The 19,921-nt window shown below is 66.7% G+C and carries 17 protein-coding genes; 6 read left to right on the forward strand and 11 right to left on the reverse strand.

Annotated features, from left to right (window positions below):
- On the reverse strand, positions 1–2,331 hold the full coding sequence (locus BWQ92_RS14035) for a transglycosylase domain-containing protein (RefSeq protein WP_076800412.1): 2,331 nt from the start codon (positions 2,329–2,331) through the stop codon (positions 1–3).
- Positions 2,332–2,368: 37 nt separating this feature from the next.
- On the opposite strand from BWQ92_RS14035, the gene BWQ92_RS14040 reads away from it, so the two are divergent.
- From BWQ92_RS14040 to BWQ92_RS14050, 3 genes are read left to right on the forward strand one after another with little or no spacing between them, the layout of a single operon-like run.
- Positions 2,369–2,524, forward strand: a complete 156-nt coding sequence (locus tag BWQ92_RS14040; protein WP_003797879.1) for a DUF4177 domain-containing protein — start codon at positions 2,369–2,371, stop codon at positions 2,522–2,524.
- 1 nt (position 2,525) lies between these two features.
- On the forward strand, positions 2,526–3,059 hold the full coding sequence (locus BWQ92_RS14045; protein ID WP_076800415.1) for a RidA family protein: 534 nt from the start codon (positions 2,526–2,528) through the stop codon (positions 3,057–3,059).
- A 16-nt stretch (positions 3,060–3,075) separates the two neighbouring features.
- Positions 3,076–3,987, forward strand: a complete 912-nt coding sequence (locus BWQ92_RS14050) for an NUDIX hydrolase (RefSeq protein ID WP_076800417.1) — start codon at positions 3,076–3,078, stop codon at positions 3,985–3,987.
- A gap of 131 nt (positions 3,988–4,118) precedes the next feature.
- Here BWQ92_RS14050 and BWQ92_RS14055 read toward each other — a convergent pair whose 3' ends face one another.
- Positions 4,119–4,796 (reverse strand): Crp/Fnr family transcriptional regulator, encoded by a 678-nt coding sequence (locus tag BWQ92_RS14055; RefSeq protein WP_003797871.1) that lies wholly within the window; start codon positions 4,794–4,796, stop codon positions 4,119–4,121.
- A 192-nt stretch (positions 4,797–4,988) separates the two neighbouring features.
- On the opposite strand from BWQ92_RS14055, the gene BWQ92_RS14060 reads away from it, so the two are divergent.
- The gene (locus BWQ92_RS14060) at positions 4,989–6,173 is read left to right on the forward strand and encodes a MarP family serine protease (protein WP_076800418.1); all 1,185 of its coding nucleotides are present in this window, start codon (positions 4,989–4,991) and stop codon (positions 6,171–6,173) included.
- 24 nt (positions 6,174–6,197) lie between these two features.
- Here BWQ92_RS14060 and BWQ92_RS14065 read toward each other — a convergent pair whose 3' ends face one another.
- The 7 genes from BWQ92_RS14065 to BWQ92_RS14095 form a co-directional block, all read right to left on the reverse strand.
- Positions 6,198–7,229: a DUF2332 domain-containing protein gene (locus BWQ92_RS14065; RefSeq protein WP_076800420.1), complete on the reverse strand. Its 1,032-nt coding sequence runs from the start codon at positions 7,227–7,229 to the stop codon at positions 6,198–6,200.
- 2 nt (positions 7,230–7,231) lie between these two features.
- The gene (aroQ, locus tag BWQ92_RS14070; protein ID WP_076800422.1) at positions 7,232–7,708 is read right to left on the reverse strand and encodes a type II 3-dehydroquinate dehydratase; all 477 of its coding nucleotides are present in this window, start codon (positions 7,706–7,708) and stop codon (positions 7,232–7,234) included.
- Between the two features lie 60 nt (positions 7,709–7,768).
- Positions 7,769–8,794 carry a UDP-glucose 4-epimerase GalE gene (galE, locus tag BWQ92_RS14075; protein WP_076800424.1) on the reverse strand — a complete coding sequence of 342 codons (1,026 nt, stop codon included), beginning with the start codon at positions 8,792–8,794 and terminating at the stop codon, positions 7,769–7,771.
- A 105-nt stretch (positions 8,795–8,899) separates the two neighbouring features.
- A complete protein-coding gene (locus tag BWQ92_RS14080) occupies positions 8,900–11,104 on the reverse strand; it encodes an alpha-galactosidase (RefSeq protein WP_076800426.1) in 2,205 nt (734 codons plus the stop codon).
- A gap of 131 nt (positions 11,105–11,235) precedes the next feature.
- Positions 11,236–12,576 carry an ABC transporter substrate-binding protein gene (locus BWQ92_RS14085; protein WP_076803724.1) on the reverse strand — a complete coding sequence of 447 codons (1,341 nt, stop codon included), beginning with the start codon at positions 12,574–12,576 and terminating at the stop codon, positions 11,236–11,238.
- A 46-nt stretch (positions 12,577–12,622) separates the two neighbouring features.
- A complete protein-coding gene (locus BWQ92_RS14090) occupies positions 12,623–13,561 on the reverse strand; it encodes a carbohydrate ABC transporter permease (protein WP_076800428.1) in 939 nt (312 codons plus the stop codon).
- Between the two features lie 10 nt (positions 13,562–13,571).
- Positions 13,572–14,522, reverse strand: coding sequence for a carbohydrate ABC transporter permease (locus BWQ92_RS14095; RefSeq protein WP_076803725.1), 951 nt, complete (start codon positions 14,520–14,522; stop codon positions 13,572–13,574).
- A 215-nt stretch (positions 14,523–14,737) separates the two neighbouring features.
- Here BWQ92_RS14095 and BWQ92_RS14100 point away from each other — a divergent pair, with 215 nt between their 5' ends.
- Both BWQ92_RS14100 and BWQ92_RS14105 read left to right on the forward strand, forming a co-directional pair.
- Entirely contained in the window at positions 14,738–15,940 is a 1,203-nt protein-coding gene (locus BWQ92_RS14100) for a Gfo/Idh/MocA family protein (RefSeq protein ID WP_076800429.1), read from the forward strand.
- Positions 15,941–15,966: 26 nt separating this feature from the next.
- Complete coding sequence (locus tag BWQ92_RS14105) at positions 15,967–16,986, forward strand: LacI family DNA-binding transcriptional regulator (protein ID WP_076800431.1); 1,020 nt, start codon at positions 15,967–15,969, stop codon at positions 16,984–16,986.
- A gap of 7 nt (positions 16,987–16,993) precedes the next feature.
- On the opposite strand, the gene BWQ92_RS14110 is transcribed toward BWQ92_RS14105, so the two are convergent.
- Positions 16,994–17,776, reverse strand: coding sequence for a DeoR/GlpR family DNA-binding transcription regulator (locus tag BWQ92_RS14110; RefSeq protein WP_076800433.1), 783 nt, complete (start codon positions 17,774–17,776; stop codon positions 16,994–16,996).
- A gap of 133 nt (positions 17,777–17,909) precedes the next feature.
- Positions 17,910–19,919 (reverse strand): acetate--CoA ligase, encoded by a 2,010-nt coding sequence (acs, locus tag BWQ92_RS14115; RefSeq protein WP_076803726.1) that lies wholly within the window; start codon positions 19,917–19,919, stop codon positions 17,910–17,912.
- Positions 19,920–19,921 lie beyond the last annotated feature (2 nt).

The raw sequence follows: 19,921 nt of genomic DNA on the forward strand, positions 1-19,921 counted from the left end.
TCAGTCGTTCCCCCTGTTACCGTTTCCGTTTCCGTTTCCGTTTCCGTTATTGCCGGTGTCGCCGGTGCTTCCACCTGTGCTGCCGCCGGTGTTACCTCCCGTGTTGCCGCCCTGGGAGGGGTTGTTCGGGACCGTGGGCTGGAACTGCGGCGTGCCGTAAAGCAGGTTCGACGGCGGTTCCGGGAAAGGTTCGGTGCCGTAGCCGGGAGCGATGTCCGCCATGAACCGGGAGAACATGGGCCCGGCGATCATGTAGCCGTCGATGCCCGTGTAGAACTTGCCGTTGACCGTCACGTTCTGGCCGGCCCGGTCCTGGGCGCCTAGTGCGTCGCCGAACCAGGCGGCCGTCGCGAGGCCCATGGTGTGGCCGACAACCCAGGTGGAGCCGTTGTTGTTGGAGGTACCGGTCTTGGCCGCGATCGGGAAGTTGGTCCGGGTGGAGATCCGCGGCTCGATCAGGGAGCCGGAGCCTTCGTTGAGGACCTGCTGGAGGGCGTAGTTCACGCCGCGCGCCACCTCGGGCTTGAGGGCGTCCCGGCAGGCGGGGGCCTGCGCGGGGAGCTGGGCCCCGGTGTGGTCGGTCACGGACGTGATGGCGATCGGGGCGCAGTACTTGCCGTCGTTGGCGAACGTGGCAAAGGCCGTGGCCATCGTCAGCGGCGCCGTCTGCGTGGAGCCCAGCAGGTTGCCGAGGGTGGTCATGGTGATGCTCGGGTTCGCGTCGACCACCGCGTTGGTGTCCTTGTCACGGGCCGGCAGGCCGCCGTGCAGTCCGACGGCGTCCACGATCTTCTGGATTCCGCACAGGTCAACCTGTGCCGCCGAGGCGAACGTTGCCGTGTTGATGGAGTTCTTCAGGCCGTCCAGCACGCTCATGTTCCGGTAGTAGCCTTCTTCGGCGTTCTGGAGGTCATCAGTGCCGTTCGTGCTGTCATACCAGCCCACCGTGGGGGTGGGGCAGGTGTTCTGCCACGGGAAGTTCTGCGGGTAGCGGCGCTGGGCGGCGTTGACGATGGTGTTCATCGACTTGCCTTCATTCAGCCACTCGGCAAACGTGAACGGCTTCATCGTGGAGCCAGGCTGTGCGCCGCCGAGGCCGTTCAGGTCGTTGCCCTGGTCGTCGTACTGGTCCACGTTGAAGTTGATCTGGGACTCGAACTTGCCCTTGCCCGCAAACCACGCGGTGTTCTGGGCCATGTTGGTGATCTTGCCCGTGCCCGGTTCAACCGATACCAGGGCAGCGCCCCACTTGTCCGGGTTCGCACCGGCGGCCGCGTTCACCTGGTCCTGGGCAACCTTCTGCGCCTTCGGGTCCAGGGTGGTCTTGATGGTCAGGCCGCCGCGGAACACCTTCTTCTCACGCTCGGTGGCATCCGCACCATAGGCCGGGTTGTTGAGCAGCAGGTGAAGGACGTAGTCGCAGAAGTACGGGGCGGTGGGCGAGTAGGCGCAGCCCTGCCGTGCCGGGGTCACCTTCGGCGTGACCGGAGTGGCGACGGCGGCGGTGTACTGGGCCTTGGTGATCTTGCCGTGGGTGAGCATGGCGCTCAGCACCAGGTCCCGGCGCTTCTTGGCGCTGTCCGGATTGGTGATGGGGTCGAAGGCCGAGGGGCTGTTCACCAGGCCGGCGAGCAGCGCAGCCTGGGGGAGGGTGAGGTCCTTGGCGGTGGTGCTGAAGAAGAACTTGGAGGCGGCCTCAATACCGTATGCGTCACGGTTGAAGAAGACGATGTTCAGGTAGCCCTCAAGGATCTGTTCCTTGCTGAACTTCTTTTCCAGGGCGATTGCGAGCTTCATCTCGCGGAGCTTGTCGCCGACGCCCTTGTTCACGCCGTTGAGCTTGATCTCGTCGGCGTTGCCCTCAGCCTCAAGGTTGGCGTTCAGGACGTTGTTGACGTACTGCTGCGTGATGGTGGAGGCACCCTGCTTGTTGCCGCGCGCCGTGCTGACGAGGGCTCGGAGGATGCCGGTGGTGTCCACGCCGCCATGTTCGTAGAACCGGCTGTCCTCAATGGCGATCACCGCGTCCTTCATGTACGGGGAGATCTGGTCCAGCTCGACCCGGGTGCGGTTTTCCGCGTACAGGTTGGCGATCACGCTCCCGTCGGCGGCCAGGACCTTGGTGGACTGGCTGGGCGGGTCCACCTGGAGCTCTGCCGGCAGGGTGTCAAAGAATTCGATCGAGCCACTGGCCGTGCTGCCCGAGACGGCGGCTGCCGGAACCAGCAGGCCGGCCACGAGGACGCCACAAATAGCGCTCACGCCAAGGAATCCGAAAATTTTACCGAGGGTGGTGGCCGTGTCGAATATGGGGTTCTTACGAGTCGCCATGTTCTCCAGTTTACCGGCAACGATTAGGCTTTATTTCATGACCAAATGGGAGTACGCCACGATTCCGCTCATCATCCACGCCACGAAGCAGATTCTTGACCAGTGGGGAGACGACGGCTGGGAGCTTGTCCAGGTAGTCCCCGGACCCGACGGCAACGGCCTTGTCGCCTACCTTAAGAGGGAGAAGCAGTAGCATGACCACCCCGCAGGAAACCGCTTCCAGCACTGCAACGGCGCCTTCGTCCGCCGTCGAGCAGCGTCTCGCTGAGCTGGGTCTGACCCTCCCGGAAGTTGCCGCGCCCGTCGCCGCGTACGTGCCGGCCGTCGTCTCCGGCAACCACGTTTACACCTCCGGACAGCTGCCGTTTATTAACGGCAAACTCGAAGCTACGGGCAAGGTGGCCGCCGGCTCCGAGGGCACCTCGGACGAGCCGACTGTGTCGCCGGAAGACGCGAAGGCCTACGCCGCCGTCTGCGCGGTGAACGCCCTGGCAGCGGTAAAGAGTGTCATCGGCGACCTCGACCGCATCACCCGCATTGTCAAGGTTGTGGGCTTCGTCTCCTCCGATCCTTCCTTCACCGGACAGCCCGGCGTCATCAACGGTGCGTCCGAGCTCCTGGGCCGGGTCTTTGGTGACGCTGGGCAGCACGCCCGTTCCGCCGTCGGCGTTTCTGTCCTGCCGCTCGACTCTCCCGTGGAAGTCGAACTGATCGCCGAATTCAGCTAGGGAGCAGTCGGTTCCTTTGCCTCACCTAGCACGCCGGGTGTTTGTTCTTCCTCCCGATCTTGAGGGGGCGGCACGCAGCTGGCTCGAACACGGCGAACGGACTCCGCGAGCCCCCCGCCTGGCTTCATCAGTGGTGCTTCTCCGGGACTCACCCGCCGGCCTGGAAACCTGGCTCGGTTACCGTCCCGGAGAATCACCGCTCGGCGTCGTTGCCTTTCCGGGCGGATCGCTGGACGCCTCCGACGACGACCCCATCGGCTGGCTGGGGCCCTCGCCCCAGCACTGGGCCGAGCAGATGGGAACGGACGACGTCGGACTGGCCCGCCGCCATGTGGTTGGCGCGGTCCGCGAACTGTTTGAGGAAACCGGTGTGCTACTGGCGGGCCCGGACCTGTCCTCCACCGTGGAGGCGACGTCCACGCCCGAATGGATGAAGGCGCGGGAAGCCGTGGCCGTGCAGGAAAAGTCGTTCAACGAGATCCTGTCCATCCGCGGCCTGTCCATCCGCACCGACCTGCTCAAGCCGCTCGTGAACTGGCTCAGCCCTGACTTTGCGCACCGGCGCTTCAACACCCGCTATTTCGCCGCCACCGTCCCCATGAACCAGCAGCCATCCCTGCTGGAGAGCAAGGGAGTCTGGGGGCGCTGGGTGTCGGCCACCAAGGTTGTTGCCGAACGCGACTCCACGGCCCTGGGCGACGAGGTGGGCCAGGAGAACACCGTGGGCCTCACCCTCGGCCAGCTCATGGTCCCTGGCTCCGAGATCATGCTGGAGAAGATGGCGAAAGCCAACGGCTGCATCGCCTACCTCAGCTACAAGCGCACCCCGCACGTCTATCAGCCCCGCCTCGTCGACGAAAACGGCACGCTCATGCTCGAAGTCGAGGCGGCCAAGACGGTAGCAGGAGAGCCCCAGCGGGAACGCTAAGCCTCTTCCGTCTGCTTTGGTCACCTCCGCCGGTGGTGACGAAACGCCGATGGTGAGCTGTCGGTAGCAATCACGTGGGTTAAAAGCGAAAGGCCGCCCGAGATGAACGGGCGGCCTTTTGCTGTTGTGAACTAGCGGGAGCGCTGGCGGAGGCGCTGCATGTCCAGGATGACGACGGCGCGGGCCTCGAGGCGGAGCCAGCCGCGCTGGACGAACTCGGCCAGTGCCTTGTTGACGGTCTCGCGGGAGGCGCCAACCAGTTGGGCCAGCTCTTCCTGGGTGAGCTCGTGTGCCACCAGGACACCGTCGGTGGCGGGACGGCCGAACCGGTCGGCGAGGTCCAGGAGGGCCTTGGCGACGCGGCCCGGCACGTCGGAGAAGACGAGGTCGGAGAGGGAGTCGTTGGTGCGGCGGAGGCGGCGGGCCAGGGCCTGCAGCAGCTGGGCCGAGACCTCGGGGCGGGTCCGGAGCAGGGAGTTCAGGCTCTCGTTCTTGAGGCCGGCGAGGCGGGTCTCGGAGACGGCGGTGGCCGTGGCGGTCCGCGGGCTCGGGTCGAACAGGGCCATCTCGCCGAAGAGTTCACCCGGGCCGAGGATGGCCAGCAGGGACTCGCGGCCGTCGGGGGAGGTGCGGCCGAGCTTTACCTTGCCGGAGACGATGAAGTACAGCTGGTCACCCTGGTCGCCCTCACGGAAGACGGACGCGCCGCGGGACAGGTCGACCTCGGTCAGTTCGTCCGTCAGCAGGCGGAACGCGTCGTCGTCCAGAGTGGCGAAAAGGGGTGCGCGGCGCAGTACCTCGATGTCCATGAATTCTCCTGAGTAAAAGTGTCGTCTAGGGCGCTTGTGCCATTGTTTCAGAATTTTCAACGGTCTGTGACGTACTTGGCAGCTGAAACGCCCTAAAAGTCGCCGCGAGACCAGCGCCGGCGCCGGGCATCCACGGCAAATTGTCAGACTTCGCCAGTAGAATCGGGACTCAGCTGCTTTTGAGGAGACCCGGTGTTTGGCCTGACCGTTCTGGACCTTGCGTTGATTCTCACGCTTTTGTCCTATCTCATTTACGGCCTGCGCAACGGCTTCCTGGTGACCGTCGGCGGCCTTGCCGGTTTTGCGGCCGGTGCCGTGGCCGCCTTTCTCTCCGTTCCGCTGGTCAGCGACTTCGTGGAGGACAGCGGGTGGCGCCTGACCGCCATTATCGGCACGGCCGTCCTTCTGGTGGTCCTCGGCAACGCATTGGGCACGATGGTCGGGCGCAGCATCCGCAGCGCCGTCCGGATGAGACCGCTCCGGGCGGTGGACCGGCTCATCGGCGGGGCAGTGAACCTCATAGTGTCCGCGCTGGTCATGTCCATGCTGGCCTTCAGCATCAGTGCACTCGGTGTGCCCTTCGTTTCGCAGCAGCTGGCCGAATCCAAAGTGATCCGTTTCATAGACGGAATGACGCCCAACCCGGTCAAGTCCGCCATGGCCCAGCTTCGCTCGGCGGTGATCGGCAACGGGATCCCGACGCTCATCGAGGGCATCGGGCAGGACCAGCAGGTCCCCGTTCCAAACGCCAACACGGACACCCCGGCACTGAACAGGGCAGCCGGTTCGGTCCTGAAGATCGCCGGAACCGCGTTCCAGTGCGGGCAGAACCAGACCGGAACAGGCTTTGTGGTCTCGCCCGGACGCGTGGTGACCAACGCGCACGTCGTGGCAGGCGTGTCGCAGCCCGTGGTGGAGGTCCCCGGGGGCGGCGCCATGCCCGGCAGGGTTGTGTACTTCGACAGCAAGCGCGACCTCGCAGTCCTGGCCGTGGACGGACTGCCCACCGCGGCGCTGCCGCTCAGTTCCGACCTGCCCGCGGGAACCGCCGCCGCGGTCGCCGGCTACCCGCACGGCGGCCCCTACCAGTCCAAGCCGGCCACAGTGCAGGGCATCTCCACGGTGCTGGTGCCGGACATCTATGGCAACAACCCGGCTCCGGACGAGGTGTACAAGCTCGCAGGCGACGTCCAGCCGGGCAACTCGGGCGGGCCGCTGCTCACCACCAACGGGGAGGTGGCGGGAGTGATCTTCGCGAAGGCTACATCCAACGCTGCCTTGGGCTTCGCGATTCCGATGATCGACCTCCGGCCGGTGGCAGCAGAGGCACCGAGCCTCTCCAGCCCGGTATCGCCGGGACAGTGCATCCAGCAGTAGGGCCATCCGCCAGCACGGATCCGGCTAGAGCCAGTCCAGGCGCTGGCCGTGCGGGCCCGTGATGGCGACCGGCCGGCCGTCATGCTGCAGCAGGAAGTTCCCGCGGAGCCGGCCGGCGTCCATCTCCGGGACCACGGAGGAGCCGTCCTCCTGGAAGATCACCGTCTCGCCCTCGTTGGACAGCCAGTGGCAGCCACGGTCACGCGCCAGGCCCTGCATGGTGGCCCGGAACTGCGCGCGCCCGTCAGCGTTGAGGTAACCCATGACGGCGCTGTGCAAGACCACCAGTGCGGCATCGGCGGGTGCCTGGGCGGCCAGCGACGGCAGCTGCGCGTTCAGATCGCCGGCCACCAGCAAAGGGGGATCCTCCCGGGCGACGGCAATGGCCCGCCGCAGCCGCTCGCGGCGGAACTCCTGCTCCGGCCAGATCAGCGCCTCAAGCCAGGCGACGTCGTCGGGATTCCGCACGTCAAGGGGGTTCAGGTCAATCCCGGCCCGCCACACCACCTCCGGAAGGCTGTCCGGCAGGGGAACGGGGCCGGATGTCCTGCAGCGCAGGACAGGAGGCTCCGGGCGTTCGCCGGATGCATGGGGACCCACCCGCGTAACCGTTCCGCCGTCGTCGAACTCATAGCTGTAGCGGTCCGGGAACAGGGCGAGCCCCGCGGAGGCGCCCACCTCGATCAGGGCGAGCGGCCGGCCCTCGGTGGCGGCGATCGCCGCAAGCGAGGGAAGCAGGGTGGCGCAGCGGCCCACCTCGTTGGTCTGGGTTGCGCGGGACAGGACGATGCGCGAGACCTCGTCCCAATGCTCGTCCAGGAACTTCCGGAACTCTGCGTACGGGGACATTCCGGCGCCGAGGAAGCGGGCCGCGGCGAGCATCAGCAGGGGCTGCCGCTTGTTGTACGGCCATTCGTCGATCCGGGCGATAAGCTCGGGATCGCCGGCGATGTGCACGGACCAGTCGGCGTAGCAGGGTGAGGAACCGGGGGCATCAACGGTGCCGAAGTGCCGGTACCACTCCGCGGTGCCGGTGCCTGACCCCGCCGCCGGCATGGTCAGGCCTTGCCGGCGTTCAGGTCGGCGAGGTACTCCACGGCGAACCGGTAACCCATAATCCCGGCGCCGGCGATCACGGCCTTGCTGATGTCCGAGAGGTAGGAGTGGTGGCGGAATGGCTCGCGGGCGTGCACGTTGGTGATGTGGACTTCCACCGCGGGAACCTGGACCGCGGAGATGGCGTCCCGGATGGCAACCGAGGTGTGGGTGTAGGCCCCGGCGTTCAGCACAATGCCGATGGCCTTGCCGCGGGCGGCGTGGATGGCGTCCACCAGCGCGCCTTCATGGTTGGACTGGAAGCACTCGACGTCCAGGCCGTGGGCGGCGGCGGCGTCCTTGGCGAGCTGTTCGACGTCGGCCAGGGTGGCCGTGCCGTACTTCTCCGGTTCGCGGGTGCCGAGGAGGTTCAGGTTGGGGCCGTTCAGGACGAGGATGGTGCCGCGGCCGGCTTCGGTGGCGGAGGGGGCTTCAGTCATGACTGCCAATCTATCGCGTCCGGTTGCCGTGCCGTGCAACCGCTCACGCTGGGCAGCCAACTAGCGCCCGTCTGAGCCGGCGTAGCCATTGGGGTTGTTCTTCTGCCAGCGCCAGTGGTCCTCGCACATCTGGTCCAGCGACCTGGTGGTGGACCAGGAGAGGTCGGCCATGGCGGAGGTGGCGTCCGCCCAGAAAGCGGGCAAATCTCCCGGCCGCCGGCCCGTGATCTCGTACGGGATGGAGGTGCCCACTGCTTTTTCAAAGGAGCGCAGGACTTCCAGCACCGAGGACCCGGTGCCCGAACCGAGATTCCAGCGGTACACGCCGGCCTTTCCCGCAATGTGATTCAGGGCTGCCACGTGGCCTTCGGCGAGGTCGACGACGTGGATGTAGTCGCGCAGGCACGTTCCGTCGGGCGTGTCGTAGTCGCCGCCGAACACCATGAGCTTTTCACGGCGGCCTACGGCCACCTGCGCGATGAAGGGCACGAGGTTGTTGGGGATGCCCTGCGGGTCTTCGCCGATCCGCCCCGAGGGGTGGGCGCCCACCGGGTTGAAGTAGCGCAGGAGGGCGATGTTCCAGCGGCTGTCCGCGGCGCCAAGGTCGGAGAGGATGTCCTCGATCTGTTCCTTCGTGCGCCCGTAGGGGTTGGTGGCGCCAATTTCCATCTTCTCCACGTACGGAACGGCGTTGTGCGCGCCGTAGACCGTGGCCGAGGAGCTGAAGACGATCGAGCGGACGCCGTGACGGTCCATTGCGCGGATCAGGTTCAGGGTGCCCACGAGGTTGTTGTAGTAGTACTTCACCGGTTCGTGGACCGATTCGCCCACGGCCTTGAGCCCCGCGAAGTGAATGACGGCGTCAATGTCGTGCTGTCCGAAGACGGCGTCGACGGCCGGCTCGTCCAGGAGGTCCGTGTGGTGGAATGCAGCCTGCTTGCCTGTGAGCCCGGCGACCCGCCGCAGCGATTCGCTGCTGGAGTTGGCGAGGTTATCGATGACCACCACGTCATGGCCGGCTTCCTGCAGGGAGAGGACGGTGTGGGAACCGATGTACCCGGTGCCGCCAGTGACCAGAATCTTCATAGGTGTTCCGTTCGTCTGAAATGGAGCCTGCCCGGCGCCCCCGCCAGTCCGGGGCGGGGACGCAGGGGACTGGCGGGGACACCGGGGCAGGCTTCACTGATCGGGTTAGAGCGCCGTGACCTGCAGGACCAGGCCGTGCTCCGGGTTCAGGTTGGGCATCGGCAGCCCGACCTCGGACAGGAAGCGGCCGCTGGCTTCGGCGCCGGAGCCCAGCCAGGCCGGCGGCTGGATCTGGGTGAAGGTGTGGCCGTAGTCGGCGTCCCCGGCGACGGGGAAGATGGCTTCCACCCGGTAGCGGCGTGCCCCGTCCAGTCCGGGCAGCGCAACCCGGCCCGGCTGCTCCGCGAACGAGGTGCGCGTGCTGACCAGGGCGAACAGGGCCGCGGTCGTGCCCGCAGCAGCACGAGCAAGCTGAGCTGAGCTGGCCACCACACCGTGCAGCATGAGCGAATCGTCGGGGACGTCGGCACGGACCACCCGGCCGCTGTGGATGAGCCCACGGTGTTCCTTGTAGAGGGCGATGAACCGCTTCAACTCCTCGCGCTCGGCGCCCTGCACCTCCCGGACGTCCCACTCCATCCCGAAGTGGCCGAACAGCGCGGTGATGGCCCGGAAGGACAGGTCGTGCGTACGGGCGGTGGTGTGGGAGGTGGTGGGGCCGACGTGGCCGCCGACGAGTTCGGGCGGAACCACGACGCCGGTCCAGCGCTGGATGGTCTGCCGTTCCAGGGCGTCGTTGCAGTCCGAAGCCCAGATCCGGTCGGTGCGCTCCAGAATGCCCAGATCCACGCGGGCCCCGCCGGAGGAACAGCTTTCAATCTCGACGCCGGGATGGGCCTTCCGCAGCTCGTCGAACAGGCGGTAGGCGGCGAGGGTCTGGGCGTGGACGGACGAGCGTCCGGCGTGCCCGTGCTCGGTGAGGTCGCGGTTCTGGTCCCACTTCAGGTAGCTGATGTTGTTCTCGCGCAGCAGGGCATCGATCCGGTCAAAGATGTACTGCCACGCCTCCGGGTTCACCAGGTCGATGATGTGCTGGTTCCGCCATGCCAGGGGCAGGCGCCCACCGTCCTTGTGGGATACGGCCGCCGGTCCCACGATCCAGTCCGGGTGCGCCCGCGCCACGTCCGAGTTGAGGTTGATCATCTCGGGCTCCACCCACAGACCGAACTCCATGCCCCGGGAGGTGACGGCGTCGATGAGCGGCGTCAGCCCGTCCGGCCAGAGCGTCTCGTCCACGAACCAGTCGCCGAGGCCCGCGGTGTCGTCGCGGCGGCCGCGGAACCAGCCGTCGTCCAGGACGAAGCGCTCCACGCCGAGGTCGGCGGCCGAGTCCGCGAGTTCGATCAGGGTGTCCAGGTTGTGGTCGAAGTAGACAGCCTCCCACGTGTTCAGCACCACCGGGCGGGGCTTACCGGTGGGCTTGCCGCCGCCCGCAGCCGGAAGCACGTGGTGCGGGCGGGAACGGAACCAGCTGTAGAACGCCTCGCTGATGCCGTCCAGGCCGCGGCCCGAGTAGGCGGCGAAGAGCTTGGGTGTGGTGTAGCCGGCGCCCGGTTCGAGGATGACCTCGGCCGGGCCCAGCAGTTCGGAGCCGCCAATCATGGTGCGGCCGTCGCCGATGGTGTCCGCGAACTGTTCGTGATTGCCGCTCCAGGCCAAGTGGGTGGCCCAGACCTGGCCATGGCGGTTGCCGAAGCCGGCCGTGCCGGCCGCGAACAGCAGCGAGGAGTCGTGCCCGGTCCGCCCGTGCCGGCCGGAACGCACCCAGGTGCCCTGCTGGATGGGGCGGCGCTGCGGGTGCCGTTCCCGGCACCAGCGGCCGGTCAGGTCGAGAAGTTCGACGGCGTCCGGAGCCACCGGGAGAACCGTGGCCAGTTCGTCCAGCTGGAACGGCGACGTTCCGGTGTTGGTGACGGTGTGCTGCAGCTCCAGCAGGCCGCCGTCGTGCAGGGTAAGGGAGGACTGGACAGTGATGCCGGCGTCGGCGTCCTGCTGGACGACGGCGGCACAGCTGCCGGCCAGTTCGGCGTGGACCGCGCGCAGCCGGACAGAAAAATCGAGCCCGGAGGCGCCGTCGGCAATCCTGTGGCCGCGCAGCGCCGGCCGGCCGCGCCAGCTGGAGGACGCCTGGGGGAGCAGTCCCACCGGGACGGTGACGTCGATGGCGGAGTTGGTGATCGCCGGCGTGAGGATGGACAGGTCAGGGAGTTCGCTGCCAAGGTCGGCGCCCCAGTGGATCACCTCGGCCTCCCCGCTGTCGAAGCTGATCACCAGGCTGGTGCCGGCGGAACGGAGGTGCAGGGGATCCATACGTAAGTCTCTTTCGTGGTTTAGCAGGTAGCTAGAAGGTGGTGCGGGGCCGGCCGCGGCATCCGCGGTCCCGGCCCCGCCGGTGGTGCTGGCTGGATTCGCCGGGCCTTTATTTATGCCCGGTTGAATCCCTACTTGAAGAGGGCGTTGACCTGGCTGTTGGCGTCGGTCAGGGAACTGGCCGGCTGCTTGCCGGAGACCACGGCGTCCATGGCAGGCTCCATGATGCCCTTGACCTTGGCGGTGTTGTCAGTGATGGGGTACAGGAAGGTGGTCTTGTTCTTTACCTGGTCGGTGAAGGCCGTGACGTCGACGCCCTTGGCCTTGAACGCTGCAGAGGCCTTGTCTGACGATGCCTTAAGGGCGGGGAAGACGACAGCCTTGGACGCAACGACGTCCTGGCACGGTGCGGAGGCAAGGTACTCCACCCACTTGATGGCTGCGTCCTTCTTCTTGGTTCCGGCCCAGACCGAGTCGGCCAGGCCGTTGAACATCGACGCACGCTTGCCCTCCGGGCCCGCCGGAGTGGGGGCGATGCCCACCTCGATGCCCTTGTAGCCGGTGTACTGGCCGATCATCCACGAACCGTGGGCATTGATGGCCGACTTGCCGGCAGCGAACGTGTCGGCCATGGCCGCGCCGATGGTGGACTCAAGCTTGGGCATGTACCCCTTCTTGACCAGTCCGGCGAACCAGTCGATGGAGGACTGGAACTTGGGGTCGTCGTAGTTGTAGTGCGTCCCCCACGGGTTCTTGTCCGTGTGGGACCAGCCGGTGGTGTTGGTCAGGTAGCTCCACTCGGTTTGGCCGGAGGAGTCGCCGCCGCCGTTGAGTCCTAGGCCGTAGACGGCCACGTTGTTCTTGTCGAAGCCGGCTTCATCGCCGCGCTTGCCGTTCTTATCGACGGTCAGGCGGGCGATGACCTTCTCGTACGTTCCGCCGTCCTGCGGGTTCCAAGTCAGGTTCTTCATCTCGTCCTCGGAGATGCCGGCCTTGGCGAGCATGGCCTTGTTGTAGAAGAGCCCGATGGTGTCCCAGTCCTTCGGCAGGCCGTAGCGCTTGCCGTCCTGGCCAACCCAGAGGTCCGCGAGGCCCTCGTTGTAGGCTGTCAGGTCCACGTTGTCCTTCTTGACGGCGTCGTCGATGGGCAGCAGCTGCTTGTTCTCGGCGAGTTCGCCGTAGCGTCCGAGATGGTTGGTAAAGACGTCGGGGGCCGTGCCGCCGACAAACCCGTTGGTGAGCGTGCTCCAGTAGTCGTCCCAGCCGCGCTGGGTGATCTTGACCTTGATGTCGGGGTTGGCCTTGGTGAAGTCGTCGGCGCACTGCTGGTAGGCGGGCAGCTGGTTGGCGTCCCAGAGCCAGTAGCTGATCTCGCCCTTGGCCGATTCTGCGGAGGATCCTGAACCGCCGCAGGCGGAGAGGGAGAGCGCCATGGCGGCGGCGACGGCGACGGTGCCGAGGGATTTCTTCATCATGTTCTTTCCGTTCGGGTGGGGTGGAGGAGGAGCAGGGGGGTGTTTATTTGATTCCGGAGAATCCGATGGAGTTGACGATCTTCTTGCCGAAGGCGGCGAAGAGGACCAGGACAGGCAGCGCCGAGACCAGGGTGGCGGCCATGAGGCCGGACCAGTCCGGTGCGCCCTGCGGGGACTGCGACTTGAAGACGCCGAGTCCCACCTGAAGGACGCGTACGTCGTCCTGGGATCCGACCAGCAGGGGCCAGAAATATTCGTTCCACTGGCCGATGAAGGTCAGCAGCGCAAGGGTGGCGATGGGTGCAGCGGCGTTGGGGAGAACGATCTGGAAGAAGATGCGCAGGTGCTTGGCGCCGTCGAGCATGGCTGCCTCCTCAACTTCGCGGGACATGTTAAGGAAGAACTGCCGGAGGAAGAAGATTGCGAACGGCGTCATGAAGACATAGGGGAGGACCATCCCGAGCATCGTGTTGAGCAGGTCCAGGTTTTTGATCAGGAGGAAGTTGGGCAGGGCCGTGAAGATCGGCGGGACCAGCATGGTGCCCAGGAAAAGGCTGAACACTGCGTTCCGGCCCTTCCAGCGGAGCCGGGCGAAGGCGTAGGCAGCCATCGCGCTGAAGAACACGGCCCCGGCGGTGGTGATGGAGGAAAAGACGACCGAGTTGCGCAGGTACAGCCAGAAGTCGATGGCGGCACCGGAGCCGCCCTCCGCGACGGCGTCGGCCGGGCTTTGCAGCCCGAAGACGCGCATGAAGGCGCCAACTGTGAAGTCTGCAGGGAGCAGGCTGGCCGATTGGGTGGCCAGCGCCCCGTTGGTGGACAGTGCGGTCCGGAACACCCAGAGGAACGGGAGCACCGAGACGGCGATGGCGAGGGCCAGCAGGGCCCAGGCGCCCGCACGGCGGGCGTTAAAGGTACGACGGCGGGTGGTTGCGCGGCGCGGTGCGGTGGCCTGCTGCGGTGCACGGCTGGTGGTGGTCATGCGGGACTCCTTAGTCCAGGTCCGACTCGTTGCCCCGGAGGAACTTCATCTGGATGAAGGCAACGAGGGCGAGGATGAGGAAGAGGATGACGGCGATGGCGGATCCGTAGCCGAAGTCCGACTCGGTGAAGGCGCGCTGGTAGATGTAGTACTGGATGACGCGGGTGGCGTTGACCGGTCCGCCCTGCGTGGTTACTGCCACGGTGTCGAAGACCTGGAAGGAACCGATCACGGTGACCACCAGGACCAGGACCAGGACCGGGCGAAGCAGCGGCAGGGTGATCTTGCGGAAGGTCTGGAACGGTGACGCGCCGTCCAGTTTGGCCACTTCGTAGAGGTGCTGCGGGATGGCCTGGAGGCCGGCGAAGATCAGCAGTGCGGTGTAGCCCATGTGGCGCCACGTGTTGATCAGGGCCTGGGTGGGAATGGCCCACTCCTCGCTGCCGAAGAATGCGACGCGGGGGAGGCCTGCCCATTCGATGAACTGGTTCACGATGCCGATCTGGTAGTCCAGCATCCAAAACCACAGCAGTGCTGCGATGACGTTCGACATCAGGTAGGGCAGGAGTAGCGCACCCCGGACCAGGGTGGACTTTGCCACCCTGTCCATCAGGAGCGCCAGGACCAGCGCCAGCGCCGTCTGGAGTGCGATGTTCATGAGGACGTACTGGCCTGTGACGCCCAGGGAATTCCAAAACAGCGGGTCCTTGGCAATCGCCGCGTAGTTGTCCAGGCCCACCCACTCCGGGTCGCCAAGGATGTTGTACTCCGTGAAGCTCAGGTAGATCCCCCGGATGGTGGGCACTACGTAGAACAGGATGAAACCGATCATTGCCGGGGCGATGAAGAAGAGGGCGATCTTGAGGTCGCCGTACCGCCGGAGGCCGCCTCGGCGTTTGCTGCCGGACCACGCCGGCCGCTGATCACTCCTGGCTGCTGGGTTCTTGGTAAGGGTGGTCATCATCGACCCTTCCTGGGTGTGTGATGGAACTAACAATCGCCAACGAATCTACACGAGTAGATGAGGGGGCGCAAGAAAAATTTTGTTGCCGTTACTGCGCCGAAGTTCTGCAACGTTGCGGGCGTTGACTCGAGTAGACTTGGGTGCAAGACTGTGGCGCAGCATATGCGCGGGCCGTAAACGCGGCGCTGCCCAAACCTTGGAAGGCAGGAACAATGGCGTTTTCAATCGGAGTAGTCGGGGTCGGGCAGTTCGGTGCCCAGTTCGCCCATCTCTTTCACCTGCATCCCGGAGTCAGCGACGTCTTCGTGGTGGACGAGCGGCCGGAACGCGCCGCCGAGGCCATCGAACGTTACGGGCTGGCCGGCTCCCTTGGCACCTTCGACGAGCTGCTGGCGTCCGACGTCGACGCCGTCGCCATCTTCACGCAGCGGTGGACTCACGGGCCGCTGGTGGAGCGGGCGCTCCGCGCCGGAAAGCATGTCTACTCGGCGGTGCCCATGGCTGTCACCGAGGATGAGATCGCCAAGATCATCGACGCCGTCCGGGAGACCCGCAAGGTCTACATGATGGGCGAAACCAGCTACTACAACCCGGCCACGGTCTATGCGCGCCAGCAGCACGCGGCCGGCAAGTTCGGGCGGGTTTTCTACTCCGAGGGCGACTACGTGCACGACATGGACCTGGGCTTCTACGACGCCTACCAGTACAGCGGCGGCGAACGCTGGAAGGAGACGGCCAGCTACCCTCCAATGCTGTACCCGACCCACGCCATCGGAGGGGTCCTCGGCGCACTGCCGGCGCACGCCGTCAGCGTCAGCTGCGTCGGCGTGAAGGACGACCGCCAGGACGGCGTGTTCGACAAGGACATCAGCATGTTCGGGAACGACTTCTCCAACGCCACGGCGCTTTTTGAACTGAAAGACGGCGGAGCCATGCGGACCAACGAGATGCGCCGGGTGGGCTACCCCTCGCACATCCGGGAATCACGGTTCCGCTTTTTCGGCACCGAGGCCAGCTTCGAGCAGCTGGCCAAGGTGACGGTCTGGCAGGACAAGGCCAACGTCCATGACATCTCCGAGCAGGTGGAGTCCCGGCCCAGCATGGCCCTGGACGACCCCTCGCTCGCCAACGTGGCGCCTGAGCTTCGGGATGCCTTCGTCTCCGGGCTTGCTCCCGTGCACGACAGCGACAGGCTGCCGGAGGAGTTCCGCGGCGCGCCCAACGGCCATGAGGGCAGCCACCACTTCCTCGTGGACGACTTCGTCAGGGCCGTGAACACCGGGTCCCTGCCGCCCGTCAACGCCTGGACGGCCGCGCGCTTCACCCTGCCCGGCATCGTGGCGCACGAATCTGCCCGGCGCAACGGCGAACGCCTCCCCATCCGTGACTTCGGTGATGCCCCGGCCACGCTCTGATGCCGGCTGTGGCTAGCATGGACACCATGACCATTCCGGCAGTGCCCACCCCGCGTACCCAGGTGACCCGCAAGGATGTTGCCCGGTACGCCGGGGTGAGCACCGCCGTCGTCAGCTACGTGGTTAACGGCGGGCCGAAGAAGGTGGCGCCTGCCACCGAAGCGAAGGTCCAGGAAGCGATCCGGCAGCTGGGCTACCGCCCCAACGCCGCTGCCCGGGCCCTGAAGCTGGGCTCCAGCGAGACGATCGGCCTGGTCATTCCGGACAACAGCAACCCGTTCTTCTCCATGCTGGCCCACGCCGTGGAGGACGCGGCGGGGGCACTCGGCTACGCCCTGGTGCTGACGAACTCGGACGGGAACCTGGCCAAGGAGCGCCGGAACATCCGGAACCTGGCGGCCCGGCAGGTGGACGGCGTGGTGCTGGCCAGCGTGCTGTTCGAGCCGGACCTGGCGGATCTGGAGAGCGCCGAGATCCCGTCCGTGCTGCTGAGCCACAGCGGCAGTTCGGTGGGCGTCACCACGGTGGGCGTGGACCTGGCCAAAGGTGCACGCACCGCCGTCGAGCATCTGATCGGGCACGGCCACACCAACATCGGGCTGGCCATGGGCACCACCACGGGCAACGAGGCGGACGCCCGCGAAGAGGGCTGGGTGCAGGCGCTGAGGGATGCCGGGCTGCCCGAAGGCCCCATCGCCCGCAGTGCCTTCACCCGGGTGGGCGGTTACGCCGCCGGGCAGCGGCTGCTGGCCTCCGGGCACCGGCCCACCGCCATCTTCGCCAGCTCGGACATGCAGGCCATCGGCATCCTCCGCGCGCTCCACGAGGCCGGCCTGTCCGTGCCGGGGGACATCGCACTGGTCTCGTTCGACGGGTCCGAGGACGCGGAATACTCCTGGCCGACGCTGACCACGGTGGAGCAGCCCGTGCGCGACATGGCCGAAGCTGCCGTGCGGGCGCTGGTCGGAGCGGACCGCGGCGAGCCGGCACAGCACCGCGTCTTCCCGACGAAGCTCCTGGTCAGGCAGTCCTGCGGCTGCCCCTAGACAGCCCCTAGACGAGCCGCAGCCTGCCCACCCGGTCCCGGAGGATCCGCTGGGCGTCGGGGGACAAGCCGGAATCGCAGATCACCTCGTCGGCTTCCTCGAGTTTGGCGATGGTGCTGATTCCCTGGGTGCCCCATTTGGTGTGGTCCGCCAGGACCACCACCTTTCGGGAGGCTGTGATGAAGGCGCGGTTGGTTTCGGCCTCCAGGAGGTTCGGTGTGGTGTAGCCGGCCGCGGCGTCCATGCCGTGCACACCGAGGAACAGCAGGTCCAGGTTCAGCTGGCGCAGCGCCGCCGTCGCGATGGGTCCCACCAGGGCGTCCGACGGCGTGCGCTCGCCGCCGATGAGGATCACCGTTGAGGCGTGCCGTCCGGAGCCCGAGACGGACGCATGGTGGAAGAGGTCGGCGATTTTCACTGAGTTGGTCACTGCTGTGATCCGGGGGCCGCCGGCAAGTTCCTTGGCGAGCGCCCAGGTGGTGGTGCCGGCGCTCAGGCCCACCGCCATGCCCTCGTGGACCAGGGCGGCGGCCTCCACGGCAATGGCGCGCTTCTGTGCAGTCAGCTGCGTGGACTTCAGTTCGAACCCGGGCTCGTGCGTGCTGGCATCCCCGGGCAGCTTGGCTCCGCCATGGATCCGCTCAACCTGGCCGCTTTCCTCCAGCATCTCGATGTCGCGGCGCACGGTCATCAGGGACACGCCCAGCTGCTGGGCGAGGTCCGACACGCGGACCACCCGGTCGCGCCGGACGGCGTCCACGATCGATTGGTGGCGGGCCGCGGGAAGCATCGGGATCCTTTCACTCGGCAGGTCAGGGCAGGAGTGTTACTGCCCATCATCGCCCAGAACTGACTGTAACTTCGTCACAGGGAACAGGAAAAGGGCCCGCCCGGTGGTCCGGACGGGCCCTGCTTTCGCTTGTCTACTTCTTCAGCGATGCGGCGATCTGCTGCATGACGCTGTTGTCGGCGAGGGTGGTGGCGTCTCCGACGTCGCGGCCTTCGGCGACGTCCTTGAGGAGCCGGCGCATGATCTTGCCGGAGCGGGTCTTGGGCAGCTCGGGCACTACGAGGATGGTCTTGGGCTTGGCGATCGGGCCGATTTCCTTGCCGACGTGGTTGCGCAGGTCCTGGACGATCTCGTCGCCGGAGTCCACGGCGTCGCCGCGGAGGATGACGAACGCGACGACGGCCTGGCCGGTGGTTTCGTCGCTGGCGCCCACGACGGCGGCCTCCGCCACCGCCGGGTGGCTGACCAGGGCGGACTCGATTTCGGTGGTGGAGAGCCGGTGCCCGGAGACGTTCATGACGTCGTCCACGCGGCCCAGGAGCCAGATGTCGCCGTCCTCGTCCTTCTTAGCCCCGTCCCCTGCGAAGTACATGGTCTCGAACCGGGACCAGTAGGTGTCCTTGAACCGGTCGGGGTCGCCCCAGATACCGCGGAGCATGGCAGGCCAGGGCTCACGGATCACCAGGAAGCCGCCGTGGCCGTCCGGGACCGATTCGCCCATTTCGTCCACGACGTCCACGGCGATGCCGGGCAGCGGCACCTGCGCGGAGCCGGGCTTCGTTTCCGTGACGCCGGGCAGCGGGGCGATCATCTGCGCGCCGGTTTCGGTCTGCCACCAGGTGTCCACGATCGGGGCTTTGTTGCCGCCGATGACGTCCCGGTACCACATCCAGGCCTCGGGGTTGATGGGTTCGCCCACGGAGCCGAGGACCCGGATGGAGGAGAGGTCGTACTTGTCCGGGATGTCCCGGCCCCACTTCATGAACGTGCGGATCGCGGTGGGGGCGGTGTAGAGGATGGAGACCTTGTACTTCTCCACGATCTCCCACCAGCGGCCCTGATGCGGGGAATCCGGGGTGCCTTCGTACATGACCTGGGTGGCGCCGTTGATGAGCGGCGCGTAGGCGACGTACGAGTGCCCGGTGACCCATCCGACGTCGGCCGTGCACCAGTACACGTCCGTCTCGGGGTGCAGGTCGAAGACGGCCTTGTGGGTGTAGGCGGTCTGGGTGAGGAAGCCGCCGGTGGTGTGCAGGATGCCCTTGGGCTTTCCGGTCGTGCCGGAGGTGTAGAGGATGAACAGCGGGTGTTCGGAATCATGCCCGACGGCGGTGTGCTCGGCTGAGGCTGTCCCGACCGTGTCCGCCCACCAGTGGTCCCGGCCCTCGTGCCAGTCCACGTCCTGGCCGTTCCGCTTGACCACCACGACGTTCTGGACCGTGTGGCCGGCGCCGTTCCCTTCGAGTGCGAGGGCGGCGTCGACGGCGGGCTTCAGGGCGCTGGGCTTGCCGCGCCGGTAGGTGCCGTCCGCGGTGACCACGAGCTTGGCCTCGGCGTCCTCGATCCGGGACCGCAGCGCGTCGGCCGAGAAGCCGCCGAACACCACCGAGTGCACCGCACCGATCCGGGCACAGGCCAGCAGCGTGACGACGGCCTCGGGAATCATCGGCAGGTAGACGGCCACCCGGTCGCCCTTGGACACGCCGAGGGATTCGAAGGCGTTGGCGGCCTTCTTCACTTCCTCGGTCAGTTCCGCGTAGGTGTAGGAGCGGGAATCGCCCGGCTCGCCCTCGAAGTGGATGGCAACCCGGTCGCCGAGGCCGTTCTCCACGTGCCGGTCCAGGGCGTTGTAGGCCGCGTTGACCTCCCCGCCCACGAACCACTTCGCGAACGGCGGGTTGGACCAGTCCAGCGCCTCATCGAAGTCCTTGCTCCAGGTCAGCAGCTCACGGGCCTGCTTTGCCCAGAACGCCGGCCGGTCAGCCGCCGCCTCCTCGTAGACCTCCGCGCCCACCACGGCGTTGGCGGCGAATTCCTCGGACGGGGCAAACTTGCGGTTCTCATGCAGCAGGTTTTCAAGAGCATCGCCCTGCTGGCTGGGGGTGGCAGCGGTGGCCGTCGAGCCGGGGGTGTCCTGGGACATGG

The organism is Arthrobacter sp. QXT-31 (assembly GCF_001969265.1).
Classification (GTDB): domain Bacteria; phylum Actinomycetota; class Actinomycetes; order Actinomycetales; family Micrococcaceae; genus Arthrobacter.

Bases quoted from the DNA above. Each gene is read 5' to 3' on its own strand.
- BWQ92_RS14035 (WP_076800412.1), bottom strand. From the start codon at position 2,331: ATGGCGACTCGTAAGAACCCCATATTCGACACGGCCACCACCCTCGGT.
- BWQ92_RS14040 (WP_003797879.1), top strand. From the start codon at position 2,369: ATGACCAAATGGGAGTACGCCACGATTCCGCTCATCATCCACGCCACG.
- BWQ92_RS14045 (WP_076800415.1), top strand. From the start codon at position 2,526: ATGACCACCCCGCAGGAAACCGCTTCCAGCACTGCAACGGCGCCTTCG.
- BWQ92_RS14055 (WP_003797871.1), bottom strand. From the start codon at position 4,796: ATGGACATCGAGGTACTGCGCCGCGCACCCCTTTTCGCCACTCTGGAC.
- BWQ92_RS14065 (WP_076800420.1), bottom strand. From the start codon at position 7,229: ATGCCGGCGGCGGGGTCAGGCACCGGCACCGCGGAGTGGTACCGGCAC.
- aroQ (WP_076800422.1), bottom strand. From the start codon at position 7,708: ATGACTGAAGCCCCCTCCGCCACCGAAGCCGGCCGCGGCACCATCCTC.
- galE (WP_076800424.1), bottom strand. From the start codon at position 8,794: ATGAAGATTCTGGTCACTGGCGGCACCGGGTACATCGGTTCCCACACC.
- BWQ92_RS14080 (WP_076800426.1), bottom strand. From the start codon at position 11,104: ATGGATCCCCTGCACCTCCGTTCCGCCGGCACCAGCCTGGTGATCAGC.
- BWQ92_RS14085 (WP_076803724.1), bottom strand. From the start codon at position 12,576: ATGAAGAAATCCCTCGGCACCGTCGCCGTCGCCGCCGCCATGGCGCTC.
- BWQ92_RS14090 (WP_076800428.1), bottom strand. From the start codon at position 13,561: ATGACCACCACCAGCCGTGCACCGCAGCAGGCCACCGCACCGCGCCGC.
- BWQ92_RS14095 (WP_076803725.1), bottom strand. From the start codon at position 14,522: ATGACCACCCTTACCAAGAACCCAGCAGCCAGGAGTGATCAGCGGCCG.
- BWQ92_RS14100 (WP_076800429.1), top strand. From the start codon at position 14,738: ATGGCGTTTTCAATCGGAGTAGTCGGGGTCGGGCAGTTCGGTGCCCAG.
- BWQ92_RS14105 (WP_076800431.1), top strand. From the start codon at position 15,967: ATGACCATTCCGGCAGTGCCCACCCCGCGTACCCAGGTGACCCGCAAG.
- BWQ92_RS14110 (WP_076800433.1), bottom strand. From the start codon at position 17,776: ATGCTTCCCGCGGCCCGCCACCAATCGATCGTGGACGCCGTCCGGCGC.
- acs (WP_076803726.1), bottom strand. From the start codon at position 19,919: ATGTCCCAGGACACCCCCGGCTCGACGGCCACCGCTGCCACCCCCAGC.